This is a genomic window from Aeromicrobium sp. 636, from assembly GCF_024433585.1.
Lineage (GTDB): Bacteria > Actinomycetota > Actinomycetes > Propionibacteriales > Nocardioidaceae > Aeromicrobium > Aeromicrobium senzhongii.
The window spans coordinates 415704-432948 of sequence record NZ_WNJU01000001.1; the positions used below are offsets into that span (position 1 = coordinate 415704).

Here is a 17245-nt window from a genome sequence, read left to right on the forward strand (position 1 = left end):
GCCGCGGCCGTGGCGTGGCGCTCAGTGACCGCCGTCGAGCCGGCCGGCCAGGCGCTCGTGCCGGGTGCGACTGGCCTCGTTGAGCCCTTCGATGGTCACCGTCTTGCCCTTGGCGGCGTACTTCGTCTCGATGGCGTCCAGGGCGGCGACGCTCGAGGCGTCCCAGACGTGCGAGTCCGACAGGTCGATGACGACGTGACGCGGGTCGCCGGCGTAGTCGAACTGGTAGACCAGATCGTTGCTCGAGGCGAAGAAGAGCTCTCCGACGACCTTGTAGACGCGGGTGTCCTCGTCGGGATGGGCCACGTCGATCACCTGGGTGAAGTGCGCGACGCGCCGCGCGAACATGACGGAGGCCACGACGACGCCGGTCACGACGCCGATCGCGAGATTCTCGGTGGCGACGACCACCGCGACGGTCGTGAGCATCACGAAGGTCTCGCTGCGGGGCATGCGCCGCAGTGTGGACGGCCGGACGCTGTGCCAGTCGAAGGTGCCGACCGACACCATGATCATGACGGCCACCAGGGCGGCCATCGGGATCGTCGCGACGACGTCGCCGAAGCCGACGACCAGGATCAGCAGGAAGACGCCCGCGAGGAAGGTCGAGATCCGCGTCCTGGCTCCCGAGACCTTCACGTTGATCATCGTCTGGCCGATCATCGCGCAGCCGCCCATGCCGCCGAAGAGGCCGGTGACGACATTGGCCACGCCCTGGCCCCACGCCTCACGGGTCTTGTCCGAGTGGGTGTCGGTGACGTCGTCGACCAGCTTGGCCGTCATCAGCGACTCCATGAGCCCCACGAGGGCCATCGCCAGCGCGTACGGCGCGATGATCCTCAAGGTCTCGAAGGTCAGGGGAACATCGGGCGTGAAGAGCGCCGGCAGGCTGCTGGGCAGCTCGCCCTCGTCACCCACGTCCGGGACGTTGAGCGCGGCGACCACGGTGATCGAGGTCAGGATGACGATCGCCACCAGCGGTGCGGGCACCACGTTCGTGATCCGGGGCAGGAGCACGATCACCAGCAGGCCGACGGCGGTCATCGGGTAGACCAGCCACGGCACGTCGATCAGGTGCGGGAGCTGCGCCAGCAGGACGAGGATCGCCAGGGAGTTGACGAAGCCCACCATCACCGAGCGCGGGATGAAGCGCATCAGCTTGGCGACGCCGCCGATCGCCAGCACGATCTGGAGGAGCCCGCCGAGCAGCACGGTGGCGATCAGGTGGTCGAAGCCGTGGTCGCGCATGACCGGGGCCACGACCAGTGCAACGGCTCCGGTGGCCGCCGAGATCATGGCGGGCCGGCCGCCGAGGATCGCGACGGTGACCGCCATGGTGAACGAGGCGAACAGACCCACCTGGGGATCGACGCCCGCGATGATCGAGAAGGAGATCGCCTCGGGGATCAGCGCCAGCGCGACGACGAGTCCGGCCAGGACCTCGGTGCGCAGGATCCTCGGGGACTTCAGCGCCGCGCGGACCGAGTGGACCTGGTCGGACTCGGGGACGTGGGCGGGCGCGGGCAGGGACATGCGGTTCCGTTCGGGGGGCGGCGATCGTGGGGGCGACCTGCGATTCTAACCCGGCGCCCGCGGGGGCGCTCATGTCATGCAGGCCCCTGTCTGCGGAATTAGAGTTCAAGCATGGCGGTCCACAACCGGCGGTACACGCTGGACGAGGTGGTCGGCTCCGGGGGAATGGGAGCCGTGTACCGCGCCACGGACACCCGACTGGGCCGCACGGTGGCCGTCAAGGTCCTGCGCGCGGACCGGAGCGCCGACGAGGTCGCCCGGGCGCGGTTGCGCAGCGAGGCGCACCTGGCGGCGTCGATCCAGCATCCCGGGGTCGCGCAGGTCTTCGACTTCGAGGAGGACGACCCGTCGTCGGACGGCTCGACGTACATCGTCATGCAGTACGTCGAGGGTCGTTCGTTGTCGGAACTGCTCAAGGAGCGGGGTCCTCTTCCCCCCGACCAGGTGATGTCGATCGTCCAGCAGGTCGCCGCGGGTCTGCAGGCCGCGCACGACGCCGGGATCGTCCACCGCGACCTCAAGCCCGCGAACATCATGTTGACGCCGGCCGGCCGCACGGTGCTGGTCGACTTCGGGATCGCCCAGGCGGCCACGAGCGATCCGCTGACCGACACCGACGCGCTGGTCGGCACGACCGACTACATCAGCCCCGAGCAGGTGCGCGGTCAGGCCGCGAGCCCGCAGTCCGACCTCTACTCCCTCGGCCTGGTGGCGTACCACTGCCTCACCGGCCGCTCCGCGTTCCGCCGCGACACCCCCGTCGCGACGGCGGTGGCGCAACTGCACGACGAGCTCCCGGCGCTGGAGCCGCCCGTCCCGGCCGGCGTCGAGCGGCTGCTCCGCACGATGACCGCGAAGAAGCCGGCCGACCGACCGGCCACGGCCGCCGACGTGGCGCACCAGGCGGCCGCGCTGGGCGCTGCCGAGTCGATCGACCTGCCGGCCACCTTCGAGATCTCGCTGCCCCAGCCCTGGCACTCCACGGCCGACCTCAACACGGCTCCCACTCCCGGCCCGGCACGCGACGCACCGCGGCGGCGCGGGGGGCCCGTCCCGGCCTATGCGGCTATCGCGGTGGTCCTGGCGTTGGTGGTCGTGCTGGGCGCGCGGCAGCTGTTGGGCGGAGATCCCGAGGTGCCCGACGTGGTCGGGATGAGCGCGCTGGACGCGGCCGAGGAGATCCGGGCCGCCGGTCTCATCCCGCGAGCCGTCGTGGTCGACGTGGCCACCCGGGCGCAGGGCAACGTCATCGCGCAGTCCCCCGAGCCGGGTGACGAGGCACCGGAGGACACCGCGATCGAGATCTCGGTCGCCTCGGGCAAGGTGCCCGTGTCGGCGTCCTCGGTCATCGGCAAGGGCTACGCGAAGGCGGCGGCCGAGCTGGAGGAGCAGGGGTTCGTGGTGAGACGCAAGGAGGTCACGCGGCCGAGCGACATCGGCCAGGTCGTGGCGGTGGACAAGTCCGGCCGGCTCCCCGACGGCGCCACGATCACGCTGTCGGTCGCCGTGGCCCCGTCGATCACCATCGCCCGGTCGGGCGGCGCCGTGCGGCCTCCCTCCCCGGGTGCCCCGAAGGACGCCACCCCCGCGAACCGGGGGCAGGGCAACAGCGACAAGGGCAAGGCGAAGGGCAAGAACCGCGGCAACGGCTGACCACTCAGCCGGTGCGGCGCCATGGCGGCGCGGAGGGCTCGAACCGCAGGCTCAGGGACCGAGCCACGGGAGGGGCGGATGTTCTGACTACGCTCGAGCCAGCGTTTCCGCAGCTCCCCGGCAGCGCACCCCGTCGCAGGACACCTCGGCCCGCAGGAGGCGCGATCACATGAGCGAAGCGCGGTCGTCCCCTTCCGTGCGCCGGCTCGGCTGGATCGCCGCCGTGCGCGTCGCGGTCTCACTCGCCGCCCTGGCTGCCGCCTACTGCCTCGTGCCCCTGCGATCCGCCGGGACGGAGTTCACGGGGCTGGCCGTGGCGCTGGTCGCGTTCGGTGCCGTGGCCGCGGTCCAGGTCCCCCTCATCGTGCGCTCGAGCCACCCGACCATCCGGGCGGTGGAGGCGCTCGCGCTCGTGGTGCCCGTCTTCCTCGTGATCTTCGCGCGGACCTATCTCGCCGCGTCGACCAGCGACCCGGCGGCGTTCAACGAGCCGCTGCCCCGCACGGACGCGCTCTACTTCACGGTGACCTGTCTGGCCACGGTCGGCTTCGGCGACATCGTCCCGGTGACCCAGTCGATGCGGCTGTTGGTGACGGCCCAGATCCTGCTGAACCTCATCCTGCTCGGCGTCGTCGTCAAGCTGTTCGTCTCAGCGGTCCGGTGGGCTCGCACGGACCGTCGCGGGTCGCCCGAGGGTGAGCACTGAGGTCTCAGTGGCCCAGCAGCTCGTACTGCCGGGCGACCCGGACCGCCGCGTTGCGGCGCGACACCCCGAGCTTGCGCAGGATGTGGCGCACGTGCGTCCGCACGGTGTTCACCGAGATGTACATGGCCGCGGCGATCTCCTCCGTCGTCAGCAGCTCGCCGAGGTGCTCGAGCACCTCCAGCTCCTTGGCGGTCAGCTCCTCGAGCGGGCCGCCGGATGGCAGGGCGGTCGGGACCGGCGCCGACTCCTCACGCGCCAGGAGGCGTCGAACCGCGGGAGCCGCTTCGCGGAACGGGCGCCTCAGGCCGGAGCGCCGCGCCAGCGTCACCGCCGTCCCCAGGCACTCGCGGGCACGCGTCGCATCGCCCTGGCCCAGCAACTGCTCGCACCGCACGAGGATCGCGCCGACGCGCACCGGCAGCGACGCACGGGCAGAACACGCCAGCACGAGCGCCCGGGTGGCGCCCTCGTCATCGCCGAGATCGGCCCTCGCCCGAGCGGTCAGCAGCGCGATCGACGGTGAAACGGGACGCCCGTCGAGCTCTGCCAGCGCGCCCGGCGCATCGCCGCTGAGCAGCAGCAGGCGGACGATCTCCTCACGGGTCCGGTCGGCGATCCACACGTCGGCGGCCGCGAGCCCGGCGACCAGCTCACGGAGCGCGGCGAGGGCGCCGGAGGTGTCTGCGCGGGTCTGCCCCAGCCGGGTGTCGACCCAGGTCGCGACCGCCCGTGCCACCGGATCCGATGCGATGAGGTCGGTCCTCCGGGCGGCCCGGACGTGCTCACCGGCGGTGCGTGGATCCGACCGTTCGGTGGCCAGCCACGCCAGTGCGAGGTCGCCGTAGGCCGGCCGCTCCCCCGGTCCCGCACCCTCGTTCCCACCGGCGGCGATCGCCTCGGAGGCGAGCGCGTCAGCGCGTACGAGGTCGCCCGAGAGGCCAGCGAGCAGGGCGAGCAGTCCCAGGCTCTCGACCCGCACCGTGCCGGCTTCCCTCACCGACGAGGCGCGCCGCAGGGAGTCCTCGGCACGGCCGGGACGACCCAGGCGAAGCTCGGCGTGGCCCTCGACCAAAGCCACGAGAGCCCGGGGTGCGCGCCACCGGCCGGGAGCAGGCTGCTCCGTCCCGATCAGACGCGCGGCGCGGCGCGCCAGAGCCAGCGACACGACCGGATCGACGGCTCTGCGTGCCCGGGCAGCCTGGAGCGTGACGACCGCGTGTCGCATGCTCTCGTCGCGCGGCTCACGACGTCCCTCGAACCGGGTCAGCTCGACGTCGACCCGCTGGACGTCCCCGTCGAAGAGCGCCAGCGCGCCACGCACGACGGCCGCGGCGTCGTGGTCGAGGTCGTCGGGGATCGCGCGCAGCGTCTGAACCAGAGCGCTCGTTCCGGGGTCCGCCAGCAACCGCCCGATCATCGCCTGACGCACGACGGCCTCGGCCGCGAGGTCCCAACGACCCGCGGCGCCGTGGTGGTGCACCGCGGGGCCGAGCATGCCCCGGCCGGCGAACCACGCCGCTGTCCGCACGTGCAGATCGAGCAGGGTCGCGGGCGCCCGGTAGGCCAGCTCCGCGCGCAGCAGGTCCCGGAAGAACGGCTGGAACCGGTAGTGCCCCGCCTGTTCGGGGACGGGCTCGATGAACACGTTGACATGCTCGAGGGCCGCCAGGGTCCGGCCCGCCCGCTGGCCGACCAACTCCTCGGCCAGTCCCGGCTCGATGGTGTCGGGGACGCTGAGCGCCATCAGCTGGTCGCGCACCCGCGGCGGATGGGCCTGCAGCACCTCGCCCACGAGGTACTCCGCGATGCTGCCCTGGGCGCCGGCGAGCCGTTGGGTCGCGTCCGCCGGCCCGGCCGACGACTTGGCCGCGAGTCGCAGCCCCGTGACCCAGCCGCGCGCACGGTCGTTCAGCAGCCGCACGTCGGCCCGCCCGAGCGGCACCCTCATCGCCTCGAACAACGCCTCGGCGTCGTGATCGGTGAACGCCAGGTCCGCCATCCTGACCTCCACGATCGTCTCGTCGAGTCGGTACCGGTAGAGCGGCAGCACCGGGTCGGCTCGGGTCAGCAGGACGAGCCGGAGCCGGCGTCCGCTGTGCTTGAGCAGATAGTCCAGATCGCCGGCGACGGCGGCGGAGTCGACCTCGTACCCGTCGACGACGACGGTGACCGGGTGCGCGGACGAGGCCACCGCGAGAGCGAGGCGACGCCGCACGTCCAGGTCGAGTGCCACCTCCGCGGTGGGCAGCGCGGCCACCGGGACGTCCAGTCCGAGCCGCACGAGGGCGGCGCCCAGTCCGGGCCAGAACGCATCGTCCTCGTCGAACGTGATCCACGCGGTTTCCGCAGGCCGGCGCGTCCTCACCCAGTCGGTCACGAGTGCGGTCTTGCCCGTGCCGGCCGGAGCGCTGACCAGGACCAGGCGGCACCCCGGCTCGGCGTCGAGCCGCGTGAGCAGGTCGGGCCGCGGATGGAATTGGCGGGGTAGCTCCGGGACGCCGTGCCAGCCGTGCGGCGCGGTGGCGCCGGGCCATGCGTGGTCGTCCCCTGACGGGCGCGGAGCCGATGACGCGGACACGGTGTCCACCTCCCCGAATCCCCGGTGAGCGACGCGCGACGCGCGCCGAGTCCTTGGTCTCCAATGAAACACCGACATCCGGCTCGTGCCACCGGGGACGAGCCCCGGGCCGACGGTCAGCCGGTCCTCGCGCCGCGGAGCAGGCGTACGCTCTCCAGCCGAAGTCCCGGCGGATCGAGCCGAGCGACGATGGCCCCCAGGTCCGCCGATGTGACCGTCACGAAGGTCGTGCACGGGTGCGACTCCACGACGCGGCCGGGCCGCAGGGCCCACCGCAACACCGGGCCCAGGTCGCCGACGATCGTGAACTCGTACTCCTCGCCGTCTTCGGGGGTGCTCATGGTGCGTCCGCGTCATCGGCCGCCGGGGTGAGTCGGCGGACCTCGACGACCTCGAGACCGTACGTGCGCAGGGTCGCAAGGAATCCGTGGAGGTCGGCCTGGTCGCGCAGCCGGGTCCGGACCGCGGTGAGCAGTTCGCGGTTGACCACCTCGATCCCGCCGACCTCGGCGATCACGGCGTCGGGAACGGCGCCGCTGATGCGGATCTCGAAGACCTGGCGGGGCTGGGGCTGTGGGGTCATGGGCCCGGGTCACCTCGAGGACGGGGCAGGCAGCGGATCGGTCGAGGCGGTCGGCTCCGCCGACCGGGCTCCTGGGCGCGCGGCGCCGATGAGGAACTGCACCACCGCGAGCAACCCGACGGCGAGCGCGAGCGACCACCACCACCGGGAGAGGTCGACATCGCCGCCCCACAGCAGGACGACCGCGGCCACGACGACCGCCGTGACACGGAGCCACGCCGCATTGGCCGCGACCCAGCTCCCCGCCTCGTGTCCCTGCCGGCCCAGCACGGTCGAGCCCGCCCGCTCCAGCCCATCGCGGACCGCTTCACGCACGGCCGTGGCGTACCGGTTCCGTCCCGCGAACCAGCCGGCCACGATGAGGGTGATCCCCAGCCACAGCACGACCGTCTGGCCGCGGTAGAGGTACGCGAGCAAGGTGGCGTAGAAGGAGCCGCTGGCCGGGCCGAACGAGGTGTCGGAGAGTCCGTCGACGAACAGCTGGCGCCCGACCGACAGCGCCAGCGCGAGCAGGAGGGCGTTGAGCGCCACCGCGATCCCGATCGCGACGGCCATGCGCGCCCGGCGGCCCGCCAGGACGAAGGCGGCCAGGAAGAGCACCGCGACCGCCGGGAGCATCCAGCGGGCCACCGGGTTGGCGAACGCGTAGATCGTCCGGACCTCCTCGAGCCGGGGCGCCTTCATCAGCACGACCTCGCGGTCCTCGCGTGGGACGGACACGTCCTGCACGAAGGTCAGCCCACGCGCGGCGAGCCGGGACTTGACCTCGTCGATGATCTCGCCCACGTCGAGGACGACGTCATCGCCCCGGAGCGAGACCAGGCCCCCGCCCCCTCCGGCCAGCAGCCGGTGGACCAGCTGCTGGACGCGGGTGTTCACGCGGACCCAGATCTCGTCGAACGTCGAGGACGCGAGGACGGCCCGCACCTCGCGGTCGACCGCCGCGTCGATCGCGGCGACCAGCGGTCCGGCGAGCAGGTCGAGGCGCGCGGCCTCCGTGCCGGTCCGCGCGAACACGTCGTCCAGCAGGCGCCGGACGTCGACCTGCTTCTCGATCGCGCCGGTGACGGTGCTCGCGATCACGTCCTGCAGCTCGGGCGACTTCGCGAGAGGGCCCACCGTCTCGACGTACTGCTGTGTGTCGTTCAGCGTCCGCTGCCCCCAGTACGCGACGCCCGCCGGGATCGTGAGCAGGGCGGCCACGACCAGGCACAGCACCGCCGCCGCCGATCGGCCGCGTGACGGCTGACCTTCGGCCACGCCGGTGTTGTTGTCGTCCATCGGTCCCCCTTCGTGCGTCGCGCGTCGGCCGGTCTCAGGCGTGGCTCATTCGGTGCCGAAGGCCTCCCGCAGCGCGGCCTCCTGGTCGCTGCTGAGGTTGGTGAAGAGCAGGTCCTCGGGCTCGTGGCTCGCGAACGCGTCCTTGACCTTGTCCAGCACCACGTCGGAGGTCAGCACGAAGAGCGCCGACGTCCCGGGCGTCACCTTGTCTCGGACCTTCTTGATGAAGTCGTCGTCGATCCCGACGTCGGTCAGCGCGCCCGCCAGGGCTCCGGCCGCCATCCCGACGGCCGCGCCGATGACCGGCAGGAAGAAGATGATCCCGAAGAGCAGGCCCCAGAAGGCCCCACCGAGGGCCCCGACGCCGGTGGTCGAGTACAGCTGCTTGGTCTTCGGCTTCTTCTTGCCCTCGGGCCAGGAGACGGTCGCGGCGTCGAGCAGGTTGAGGACGTTCTGCTTGCTCAGGTCCTGCAGGGTGTGCTCGGCCTCCTCCGCTCCCTCGGGGGTGTTGAACTTCCAGACGGTCAATGTCGATTGCGCCATCGTCGGTCTCCTTGTCGGTGGTACGGGTGTGACATCCCGAGTCCACGCCGAACCGCGCCGATCCGCCTCATCCCCAGCGGATGATGCGCCGGCTCGCGATCTGGGAGACGCTGCCCGTGGCATGGCCTGCGGGAGGAGCTCACGATGTGTCGGTGGCTGGCGTACTCGGGCAGTCCGATCCTGCTCGAGGAGTTGCTCTACCGGCCGTCGCCCTCCCTCATCGACCAGAGCCTGCACGCGCAGATGGGGGCCGAGGCGACGAACGGGGACGGCTTCGGAGTCGGCTGGTACGGCCTGGACACGACGACTCGGTCCATGCCCGACACGCGGGGTCCCGAGGTCCCGGTGCTGTTCCGCGGCGTCGAGCCGGCGTGGAACGACCAGAACCTGCGCGAGCTGGCGCGATCGACCTCGTCGGGCCTGTTCTTCGCGCACCTGCGAGCCAGCACCGGCTCGCCCGTGCAGCAGACGAACTGCCACCCCTTCCGTCACGGTCGCTGGCTGTGGATGCACAACGGCGCGATCCGCGAGTTCGGGCGGATGAAGCGCGACCTGTTCCTGGCGATCGACCCCGCGCTCTTCTCCAGCGTCGAGGGCTCGACCGACTCCGAGGTGATGTTCCACCTCGCCCTGACGTTCGGGCTCGAGGACGACCCGGTCGCGGCGGTCGAGCGGATGGTCGGCTTCGTCGAGGCGACGGGGCGCCGTCACGGGGTCGAGAACCCGATGCAGATGACGGTCGCGACGTCCGACGGCGAGAGCCTGTGGGCCTTCCGATACTCGACTGAGCGCCAGAGCCGGACGCTGTACGTCAGCACCGCGATGGCGACCCTGCGCTCCCTCTACCCGGACAATCCCGCGTTCGTCGGGCTCTCCGAGGAGACGCGCGTCGTGGTGTCCGAGCCCGTCGGCGCCCTGTCGGGCGTGTGGCATCCCTTCCCCGAGTCCAGCTTCGGGATCGTGCAGCCCGGCGACGACGTGATGGGCGACTTCACCCCGCGCGACCCCTGAGCGCGATCAGCCGTCGGCGACGAATCCGGCCCGGCGCAGGTGGTCGAGCAGGGTGTCCACGAGGGGAAGTCGCTCCAGCTGTCCGGGCTCGAACCACGCCGCGTCGTCGGCGTCGTCGGCGGCGCGCAGCGTCCCGCCGACGACCCTGGCGACGAAGTCGTGGATCTCGTACTCACGTCCGTCGCCCGTGGGCACCCGGGCCACCCAGAGCTCGCGGCCGACGGTGACGTCCAGTCCGGTCTCCTCCAGCACCTCGCGCGCGGTGGCCTCGGCGAGGGTCTCCCCCGGCTCGACCTTTCCTCCGGGGACCGACCACAGACCGCGTCCCGGATCGTGGCCGCGACGGACCAGCAGGAGACGGCCGGCGGGGTCCACGATGACGGCGCCGGCGGCCAGGACCGTGGATTCGGACATGCCGTCCATGATGCCCCGGGCGTAGCGTGAGCCCATGCCTCGCTCCATCGCCACGAACACCCACGTCGACCTCGACGAGCTGCTGGAGTTCGTCCGGCCGCGTCATCGGTTCATCCTCATCACGCGTCGCGCCGACGGACGCCCCCAGGCCTCGCCCGTCACCGGCGGCGTCGACGACTCCGGACGTCTCGTGATCTCGACCTACCCCGAGCGAGCGAAGACCCGCAACGCCCGCCGCGACCCGCAGGTCAGCGTCGTCGTCCTGTCGGACGAGTGGAACGACGCCTGGGTCCAGGTCGACGGGACCGCCGAGGTCCTCGACGTTCCCGAGGCCCTCGACGCGTTCGTCGAGTACTTCCGCAACATCTCGGGCGAGCATCCCGACTGGGACGAGTACCGCCAGGCGATGCTCGACCAGGGCAAGAGCATCATCCGCATCACCCCGACCTCGTGGGGCCCGGTCGCCACGGGCGGCTTCCCGGCGCGGTTGGTCCAGGACTAGAGCGGAGCCAGCGGCATGTGGGGACCGTCCGGCAGCGTCACGGCGATCGGCTGACCTGCAGCGACGTCACCGCCGATCTCGACCACGGCCATCACGCCCACCTTGCGGACGGCCGACGCCCGGCTCAGCGGCACGGGACGCTCCGAGGGCGTGCCGTCGGCCTTCGACAGCACGACCTTCATCAGGCCCGGCTTGAACCGGTTGATCTGCACGCACGGATTGCGCAAACCGGTGAGCCGCACGACGGGCCCGCCGAGGTCCACCAGGGTCCCCTCCGGCAGGACCTGGAGGTCGACGCCTTCCGTGAGCACGTTCTCGCCGAGATCGCCCGGCCCCAGCTCGTAGCCCGCGGAGCGCGCCTCCTCGAAGAGCTCCGCGGCCAGCAGGTGCACCTGGCGCAGGTTCGGGAGCGTCTGTCCACGGTGCGGCCCGTACCGGTGCTTCATCGTCGCTCCGGCATGGACATCACCGTCCACCCCGTGGCCGGCGACCAGGTGGATCGACGTGGCGGGCACCTTGCTGAAGCGGTGCCGGTCGTCCCGGCTGACGGCGACGACACGGGGCTCGGACACGGGCTCCATGCTGCCAGAGCAGCCCTTCCGACCCGGACGTCGTGGGTGCTCACTCGGTGAGACTCTTCACTGGGGCAAGCAGGGCCCCGAGCTCATCGCATGCCGTGACGAGATGGACGCGACCCGGCTCCCATGGGCGGTTGAGCGAGCGTCGGCCCTCATGTAATAACCCTGCGATCACTGCGAATTCCACCGTTCTCCCGTGTTCGGCTTTGCACTTCATCGAGTCGGGCTTAACCTGAAAAAGGTCCCCCTCACCGGAGGTACCGACTCGCCACGGGGGCGTCATGGTTACGAATTCCACCCGAGCAGCACACCGCGCCGAAGAGCCGGGAGTTGTCGAGCTCAATCCGATCTTCGCCAGGCCCGGAGAGGCCACCGAACTGCCGAAGTACGACTTCCCACCGGGCGAGTCCCTTCCCGAGACCGCCTACCAGATCGTCCACGACGAGGCGATGCTCGACGGCAACGCGCGACTGAACCTCGCGACCTTCGTCGGCACCTGGATGGACGATCACGCCGTGCGCCTGATGAGCGAGGCCGCGGACAAGAACATGATCGACAAGGACGAGTACCCGCAGACCGCGGCGGTCGAGACTCGCTGCTGGACGATGCTCGCCGACCTGTGGCACGCACCGGACCACGAGCACACGATCGGTACGTCCACCATCGGGTCGTCGGAGGCCGCGATGCTCGGCGGACTGGCGCTCAAGCGCCGGTGGCAGACCGCCCGCCGCGCTGAGGGGAAGTCGACCGACCGGCCGAACCTCGTGCTCTCCACGGCGGTGCAGGTCTGCTGGGAGAAGTTCTGCAACTACTTCGAGGTCGAGGCCCGCTACGTGCCGATCTCGCTCGAGCACAAGGTGCTCGACGGACACGACCTGGAGTCCTACGTCGACGAGAACACCATCGGCGTCGTGGCGATCATGGGCGTCACCTACACCGGCATGTACGAGCCGGTCACCCAGATCGCCGAGGCACTCGACCGGATCCAGGAGTCGACCGGGCTCGACGTCAAGATCCACGTCGACGGAGCCTCCGGCGGCATGATCGCACCGTTCGTCCAGCCCGACCTCGCCTGGGACTTCCGGGTCGAGCGCGTGGTGTCGATCAACACCTCGGGTCACAAGTACGGACTCGTGTACCCCGGTCTCGGTTGGGTCGTGTGGCGCGATCTGGAGTCGTTGCCCGAGGAACTCATCTTCCGGGTGTCCTACCTCGGTGGCGACATGCCGACGTTCGCGTTGAACTTCTCGCGGCCGGGCTCGCAGGTGCTGCTGCAGTACTACATGTTCCTGCGCCTGGGCCGGACCGGTTACACGGCGGTCCAGGAGAACTCCCGCAACGTCGCGCTCTTCCTCTCGGGCGAGATCGCCAAGATGCCGGCGTTCGAGCTCTGGAACGACGGGTCCGACATCCCGGTCTTCGCCTGGGCCCTGCGCGAGGGGCACACCCAGAACTGGAACCTCTATCACCTGTCGGACCGGCTCCGGACGAAGGGCTGGCTGGTTCCGGCCTACCCGATGCCGGACGACCTGCCCGAGCTCACGGTGCAGCGCATCGTGGTGCGCAACGGGTTCAGCCATGATCTCGCGGCGGCGTTCCTCGCGGATCTGCGTGACGAGGTGGCCTACCTCGACGCCCTCACCGGTCCGATGCCCACCGAGGGGCAGCGTTCCGGCTTCCACCACTGACCGAGTTGCACGAGCACCGACTGATGGGGCGAGACCATGGCGACAGGGCATAGGACAGCGAACACGAACAGCGGTACCGGGCAGCATGTCCGGGCCGACGGGACACACGCTCCGTCGGCGGAGCACGTCAAGCCTCATCCCTACGGGGAGCCGGGGCACCGCAACCCACCGGAGCACTCGGGTCCGGCGATCGGCGCGCCGGCGGCCAGCGCGAACGTCGCGATGTCCGTCGCCCAGTTGGCGATGCTCACCGTGGTCGTCGTGGCGTCCTTGCGCTCCCTTCCGGCGATGGCCCTCTACGGGCTCGGGTCGATCTTCTTGTTCATCGTGCCTGCGATCGTGTTCCTCGTGCCGACGGCGCTCGTCGCGGCCGAGCTCGCGACCGGCTGGAAGGGTGGCGTCTTCACCTGGGTGCGCGAGGCGTTCGGCGACCGGGCGGGATTCCTGGCGATCTGGCTGCAGTGGATCCAGAACGTCGTCTGGTACCCGACCCAGATCGCGTTCATCGCGGCCAGCCTGTCGTTCGTGATCGGTGACGAAGGGCTCGCGAACAAGGGCCTCTACACCGCGGCGGTCATCCTCGTCCTGTACTGGGGATCCACGATGATCACCCTGGCCGGCGGCAACCTGTTCGCCAAGGTGGGCTCGTGGAGCGGCATCTTCGGCACCCTGTTGCCGGCGGCGCTGCTGATCATCTTCGGCATCGTGTGGCTCACCACCGGAGAGAAGTCGCAGACGCCCCTGGAGGCCGAGGCCGTCATCCCGCCGTGGACCGGGCTCGCGTCGATCGTGCTGATCGTCTCCAACGTGCTGGCGTACGCCGGCATGGAGGTCAACGCGGTGCACGCGAACGACATGAAGGACCCCGGTCGCGGGTTCCCCAAGTCCATCGCGCTGGCCACGGGGCTGATCCTGCTGGTGTTCATCCTGCCGACGATCGCGATCAGCCTGGCCGTGCCCAAGAAGGAGCTCGGGCTGACGAACGGCATCAACCTCGCGTTCCAGGAGTTCTTCGACCACTGGGACATGTCCTGGGGCACCCCGGTGATCTCCGCGCTCATCGCGCTGGGCGCGTTCGCGTCCGTCGTGACGTGGATCGCCGGTCCCTCGCGTGGTCTGCTCGCCGCGGCGCGGAGGGGCCTGCTGCCGCCGCTGCTGCAGCGCCGCAACAAGGCGGGCGTCCAGGTCGGCATCCTCGGCGTCCAGGGGCTCATCGTGACGCTGCTGGCGCTGCTGTTCGTGCTCCTGCCCAACGGCAACACGGCGTTCATCGCACTGGTCGACATGGCGGCCGCGCTGTACCTGATCATGTACATGCTGATGTTCGCGGCGGCGCTGAAGCTGAGGAAGTCCCAGCCCGACGTCGTGCGGACCTACCGGACGCCGGCGATGACCTTCGTCGGCGGGCTGGGCTTCGTGGCCTGCGCCGTGGCGTTCATCCTGGCCTTCGTCCGTCCGTCCGGCTTCAGCGGACTGTCCGAATATGGGTACCCGCTCGTGGTGCTCCTGGTCGTGATCGGACTCGGTGCTCCACCGCTCATCTTCTACGCGCTGCGCCGGCCCGGTTGGGACCAGCGCACCGACGCCGAGCGGGCGACGGCCGACACCGTGCTGGTCAACCCGCCACCCGCCACCGGAGCGCAGACGACGACCGCCGGAACGGCGACGCCCGGCGGCACCGGCACCTAGTTCGCTGCCCCGTCCGCGCCGACCGGCGCGGACGGGAACAGCCGGTCCAGGACGTCGGTCATCGTGATCACGCCGTAGGTCGCCTCGCCCGCTGCGGCCACGACGGCGAGGTGGTTCCGGGTCTCGCGCATCGACGTCAACGCCTGGTAGACCGGCGTCGACGGCTCGAGGGCCAACACCGGCCGCAGCAGCGCATCGGCGTTGCTGTCGTCGGCGTGCAGCAGGGTGTCGCGCACGTGTACGAAGCCGCGGGCTCCTTCGTCATCGGCCAGGAGGATCCGCAGGTGGCCCGAGTGCAGGGCCGCCTGCCGCACCTCCGCCACCGAGGCGTCGGTCGCCACAGCAGTGGGCCGCGTTCCCGGCTCGACCAGGTCTGCCACGGTCAACGACTCCAGTTCGAGGACGACCGCCAGTTGACTGGAGTAGGTCGGGTCCAGGGTGCCGGCGGTGGCCGAGTGGGCCACCAGGTGCCGGAGATCATCGGAGTTCTGCCCTGCCGACAGCTCGTCAGCCGGTTCGACGCCGACCTTCCGCAGGCACCAGTTCGCCATCTCGTTGAGCCCGATCAGCAGCGGACGCGTCAGCCACATGAACCCGCGCATCGGGATCGCCAACACGGTGGCCGAGAGCTCCGGGTGCGCGATCGCCCAGGACTTCGGCGCCATCTCCCCCACCACGAGGTGCAGGAACGTCACGATCACCAGCGCCAGCGCGAAGCCGGCGACGTCCGCGACCCACAGCGCCATGCCCCAGGTCTCGAACCACGGTGTCAGCCAGTGGTGGACGGCCGGCTTCGTGATGGCGCCGAGCGCCAGGGTGCAGGCCGTGATGCCCAGCTGCGATCCCGCGAGCAGCAGTGTGAGCTCGCCCGAGCTGCGCAGAGCGGCGCGCGCGGAGCGACTGGTGGCGGCGGCGTCCTCGAGTCGGTGCCGTTTGGCGGCCAGCAAGGCGAACTCCACCGCGACGAAGAAGGCGCTCAGTGCGATGAGCGCGACGGTCGCCGGACCGATCAGCCAGGGGTCGCTCATCGGTCGTTCTCCTCGTTCTCGTCGGTGATGTCGATCGGGCACGTGATGCGCACGAGCGCGGGGACGTGCCGGTCGATCTCGAGCACCTCCACGCGCATCCGCGTCCTGGCCGGTGCACCGATCTCGGCCAGGGTCGCCGGATCCACCGGCAGGTCGACCTCGATCGTGGAGCCGACGTCGGGCAGCGTGCCGTGCTCGGCGATGACGAGGCCGGCGATGGTCTCGTAGTCGCCGTGCGGCAACTCGCGATCCACGGCGCGCTCGACCTCGTCGATGTGGACGTCGCCGCCCATCACCCAGGTGCCGTCGTCGTCGATCGACTCGACGGACGGATCTGCCGGGTCGTGCTCGTCGGTGATCTCACCGACGAGCTCCTCGGCCATGTCCTCGATCGTCAGCACACCGTCGAAGCTGCCGTACTCGTCGACGACGCAGGCCAGCTGACGCTTGGACCCCCGTAGTTCTCGCAGGGCCATCGGGAGGTTCATCGTCGCGGGCAGGATCAGCGCCGGACGCGCCAGGGTGGCTGCCGTGCGCCCGGGGTCGTCCGCGACGAGGACGTCGGCCAGCTCGACGATGCCCAGGATCTGCTCGTCCTCGCTGAGGACCGGGTACCGGGAGTGGCCCGACGCCATCACGGCGCGCACCTCCGCCAGCGTGTCGTCGGCGCGCAGCACGTCGACTCGCGACCGCGGGATCATGGCGTGCTCGACGTCGGAGTCGGGGAAGTCCAGCACCCGGTCCAGAAGCGTCGACAGCTCGTGCGGCAGGTCGCCGCTGCGTCCGGAGTGCTCGACGATGTGCTCGAGGTCGCGCGGGGTCGCGGCGTGCTCGACGTCGTGGACGGGCTCGATCCTCAGGACGCGCAGCAGCGCGTTGGAGGCCGCGTCGAACAGCGTGATCAGCCAGCCGAACGCGGCGAGGTAGAGGGTCGTCGAGCGAGCGAGCCACAAGGCGACGGGCTCGGGCTTCGCGATCGCCAGGTTCTTCGGGAACAGCTCGCCGAAGATCATCTGCACGAAGGTCGAGAACAGCAGGGCCAGGACGGTGCCGATCGCGATGCCGACACCCGTCGGCACGTCGACGCCGCCCAGGGCGGTGCCCAGCGACGCACCGATCAACGGCTCGGCCACGTAACCCACGAGCAGGCCGGTCACGGTGATGCCCAGCTGGGCGCCGGACAGCATGAAGGAGGTGCGGCCCGTCACCGACAGCGCGCGCTCGGCGCGGCGGTCACCGCGCTCGGCCAGCGAGCCCAACCGGGCCCGGTCGACCGCCATGTAGGCGAATTCCTGGGCGACGAAGTAGCCGGTCACCGCGGTGATCAGCAACACCACCAGGACGCCCAGCAGCAGAGTCAGCAACCACATCAGTTCCCACTCCCCCCGACCGCGTGTCGCTCAGCTGCAGGCAGGGGGTTCGTACTGTGTATGTCCATGTCTCTCTTTGGTCGAGGAT

Annotated in this window: 16 protein-coding genes; 6 read left to right on the top strand and 10 right to left on the bottom strand. The window is 70.7% G+C overall.

The window, feature by feature from the left end; translation table 11 throughout:
• Positions 1–21: 21 nt before the first annotated feature.
• Positions 22–1533, bottom strand: coding sequence for a SulP family inorganic anion transporter (locus GL325_RS02045; protein WP_187768438.1), 1512 nt, complete (start codon positions 1531–1533; stop codon positions 22–24).
• A gap of 111 nt (positions 1534–1644) precedes the next feature.
• Here GL325_RS02045 and GL325_RS02050 point away from each other — a divergent pair, with 111 nt between their 5' ends.
• Together GL325_RS02050 and GL325_RS02055 are read left to right on the top strand one after the other, a co-directional pair.
• Positions 1645–3186 carry a protein kinase gene (locus GL325_RS02050; RefSeq protein WP_187768439.1) on the top strand — a complete coding sequence of 514 codons (1542 nt, stop codon included), beginning with the start codon at positions 1645–1647 and terminating at the stop codon, positions 3184–3186.
• Positions 3187–3355: 169 nt separating this feature from the next.
• On the top strand, positions 3356–3892 hold the full coding sequence (locus GL325_RS02055; protein ID WP_187768440.1) for a potassium channel family protein: 537 nt from the start codon (positions 3356–3358) through the stop codon (positions 3890–3892).
• 4 nt (positions 3893–3896) lie between these two features.
• Here GL325_RS02055 and GL325_RS15870 read toward each other — a convergent pair whose 3' ends face one another.
• The 5 genes from GL325_RS15870 to GL325_RS02080 all read right to left on the bottom strand — a co-directional run bounded on the left by GL325_RS15870 (position 3897) and on the right by GL325_RS02080 (position 8877).
• Positions 3897–6470 (bottom strand): LuxR C-terminal-related transcriptional regulator, encoded by a 2574-nt coding sequence (locus GL325_RS15870; RefSeq protein ID WP_187768441.1) that lies wholly within the window; start codon positions 6468–6470, stop codon positions 3897–3899.
• Between the two features lie 116 nt (positions 6471–6586).
• Positions 6587–6811 carry a hypothetical protein gene (locus tag GL325_RS02065; protein WP_154595009.1) on the bottom strand — a complete coding sequence of 75 codons (225 nt, stop codon included), beginning with the start codon at positions 6809–6811 and terminating at the stop codon, positions 6587–6589.
• Positions 6808–7053, bottom strand: coding sequence for a hypothetical protein (locus GL325_RS02070; RefSeq protein WP_187768442.1), 246 nt, complete (start codon positions 7051–7053; stop codon positions 6808–6810). Before GL325_RS02070 ends, GL325_RS02065 begins: the two co-directional genes overlap by 4 nt.
• 9 nt (positions 7054–7062) lie before the next feature.
• Positions 7063–8334, bottom strand: a complete 1272-nt coding sequence (locus GL325_RS02075) for a hypothetical protein (RefSeq protein WP_187768443.1) — start codon at positions 8332–8334, stop codon at positions 7063–7065.
• Between the two features lie 45 nt (positions 8335–8379).
• Positions 8380–8877, bottom strand: coding sequence for a DUF1269 domain-containing protein (locus GL325_RS02080; protein WP_187768444.1), 498 nt, complete (start codon positions 8875–8877; stop codon positions 8380–8382).
• 144 nt (positions 8878–9021) lie between these two features.
• Between GL325_RS02080 and GL325_RS02085 the strand changes: the two genes are divergently transcribed.
• The gene (locus tag GL325_RS02085) at positions 9022–9888 is read left to right on the top strand and encodes a class II glutamine amidotransferase (protein WP_187768445.1); all 867 of its coding nucleotides are present in this window, start codon (positions 9022–9024) and stop codon (positions 9886–9888) included.
• A gap of 6 nt (positions 9889–9894) precedes the next feature.
• Here GL325_RS02085 and GL325_RS02090 read toward each other — a convergent pair whose 3' ends face one another.
• The gene (locus GL325_RS02090) at positions 9895–10338 is read right to left on the bottom strand and encodes an NUDIX hydrolase (RefSeq protein ID WP_255499309.1); all 444 of its coding nucleotides are present in this window, start codon (positions 10336–10338) and stop codon (positions 9895–9897) included.
• Here GL325_RS02090 and GL325_RS02095 point away from each other — a divergent pair.
• Complete coding sequence (locus GL325_RS02095) at positions 10337–10804, top strand: PPOX class F420-dependent oxidoreductase (RefSeq protein WP_154595014.1); 468 nt, start codon at positions 10337–10339, stop codon at positions 10802–10804. The two genes, GL325_RS02090 and GL325_RS02095, sit on opposite strands and share 2 nt — an antisense overlap.
• Here the strand turns inward: GL325_RS02095 and GL325_RS02100 are convergent.
• Entirely contained in the window at positions 10801–11376 is a 576-nt protein-coding gene (locus GL325_RS02100) for an MOSC domain-containing protein (RefSeq protein ID WP_255499310.1), read from the bottom strand. The two genes, GL325_RS02095 and GL325_RS02100, sit on opposite strands and share 4 nt — an antisense overlap.
• A 287-nt stretch (positions 11377–11663) precedes the next feature.
• On the opposite strand from GL325_RS02100, the gene GL325_RS02105 reads away from it, so the two are divergent.
• Both GL325_RS02105 and GL325_RS02110 read left to right on the top strand, forming a co-directional pair.
• Positions 11664–13070 (top strand): glutamate decarboxylase, encoded by a 1407-nt coding sequence (locus GL325_RS02105; RefSeq protein ID WP_154595016.1) that lies wholly within the window; start codon positions 11664–11666, stop codon positions 13068–13070.
• Between the two features lie 222 nt (positions 13071–13292).
• Positions 13293–14759 carry an APC family permease gene (locus tag GL325_RS02110; RefSeq protein WP_187411917.1) on the top strand — a complete coding sequence of 489 codons (1467 nt, stop codon included), beginning with the start codon at positions 13293–13295 and terminating at the stop codon, positions 14757–14759.
• On the opposite strand, the gene GL325_RS02115 is transcribed toward GL325_RS02110, so the two are convergent.
• Together GL325_RS02115 and GL325_RS02120 are read right to left on the bottom strand one after the other, a co-directional pair.
• Positions 14756–15787, bottom strand: a complete 1032-nt coding sequence (locus GL325_RS02115; RefSeq protein ID WP_187768447.1) for a CNNM domain-containing protein — start codon at positions 15785–15787, stop codon at positions 14756–14758. The two genes, GL325_RS02110 and GL325_RS02115, sit on opposite strands and share 4 nt — an antisense overlap.
• Entirely contained in the window at positions 15784–17157 is a 1374-nt protein-coding gene (locus GL325_RS02120) for a hemolysin family protein (protein ID WP_223110947.1), read from the bottom strand. Before GL325_RS02120 ends, GL325_RS02115 begins: the two co-directional genes overlap by 4 nt.
• Between the last annotated feature and the right edge of the window lie 88 nt (positions 17158–17245).

What these genes read in the sequence shown, in the direction of transcription:
- GL325_RS02045 (WP_187768438.1), bottom strand. Translation starts at nt 1,533, where the DNA reads ATGTCCCTGCCCGCGCCCGCCCACGTCCCCGAGTCCGACCAGGTCCAC.
- GL325_RS02120 (WP_223110947.1), bottom strand. Translation starts at nt 17,157, where the DNA reads ATGTGGTTGCTGACTCTGCTGCTGGGCGTCCTGGTGGTGTTGCTGATC.
- GL325_RS02110 (WP_187411917.1), top strand. Translation starts at nt 13,293, where the DNA reads ATGTCCGTCGCCCAGTTGGCGATGCTCACCGTGGTCGTCGTGGCGTCC.
- GL325_RS02105 (WP_154595016.1), top strand. Translation starts at nt 11,664, where the DNA reads ATGGTTACGAATTCCACCCGAGCAGCACACCGCGCCGAAGAGCCGGGA.
- GL325_RS02085 (WP_187768445.1), top strand. Translation starts at nt 9,022, where the DNA reads ATGTGTCGGTGGCTGGCGTACTCGGGCAGTCCGATCCTGCTCGAGGAG.
- GL325_RS02050 (WP_187768439.1), top strand. Translation starts at nt 1,645, where the DNA reads ATGGCGGTCCACAACCGGCGGTACACGCTGGACGAGGTGGTCGGCTCC.
- GL325_RS02065 (WP_154595009.1), bottom strand. Translation starts at nt 6,811, where the DNA reads ATGAGCACCCCCGAAGACGGCGAGGAGTACGAGTTCACGATCGTCGGC.
- GL325_RS02075 (WP_187768443.1), bottom strand. Translation starts at nt 8,334, where the DNA reads ATGGACGACAACAACACCGGCGTGGCCGAAGGTCAGCCGTCACGCGGC.
- GL325_RS02080 (WP_187768444.1), bottom strand. Translation starts at nt 8,877, where the DNA reads ATGGCGCAATCGACATTGACCGTCTGGAAGTTCAACACCCCCGAGGGA.
- GL325_RS02115 (WP_187768447.1), bottom strand. Translation starts at nt 15,787, where the DNA reads ATGAGCGACCCCTGGCTGATCGGTCCGGCGACCGTCGCGCTCATCGCA.
- GL325_RS02055 (WP_187768440.1), top strand. Translation starts at nt 3,356, where the DNA reads ATGAGCGAAGCGCGGTCGTCCCCTTCCGTGCGCCGGCTCGGCTGGATC.
- GL325_RS02095 (WP_154595014.1), top strand. Translation starts at nt 10,337, where the DNA reads ATGCCTCGCTCCATCGCCACGAACACCCACGTCGACCTCGACGAGCTG.
- GL325_RS02090 (WP_255499309.1), bottom strand. Translation starts at nt 10,338, where the DNA reads ATGGGCTCACGCTACGCCCGGGGCATCATGGACGGCATGTCCGAATCC.
- GL325_RS02070 (WP_187768442.1), bottom strand. Translation starts at nt 7,053, where the DNA reads ATGACCCCACAGCCCCAGCCCCGCCAGGTCTTCGAGATCCGCATCAGC.